This is a genomic window from Parafrankia sp. Ea1.12, assembly GCF_900465275.1.
Taxonomy (GTDB): domain Bacteria; phylum Actinomycetota; class Actinomycetes; order Frankiales; family Frankiaceae; genus Parafrankia; species Parafrankia soli.
Window position 1 is genome coordinate 1 of sequence record NZ_UBIZ01000734.1, and the last position, 249, is coordinate 249.

At 69.5% G+C, this 249-nt stretch carries 1 pseudogene; it reads right to left on the minus strand.

From position 1 onward, the window contains the following. A pseudogene (locus FMEAI12_RS36020) lies at positions 1-249 on the minus strand (transposase); the annotation flags it as partial.

The window sequence follows — 249 nt, forward strand, 5'->3', positions numbered from 1 at the left end:
CGGGGCGTCCGGGGTGGGATCGTGACGGTGGTGATGCCGGCGTCGGCGAGGACCGCGCCGAAGGAGGCGGTGAACTGGCCGGCCCGGTCACGAACCAGAAATTGGAAGTCGGCCGCCCGGTTGCCGAGGTCCATGAGGAGGTTCCGGGCTTGTTGGGTGGTCCACGGTCCGTCCGGGTGGGCGGTGACTCCGAGGATGTGGACGGTGCGGGAGCCGACCTCGATGACGAAGAAGCAGTACAGGCGCCGC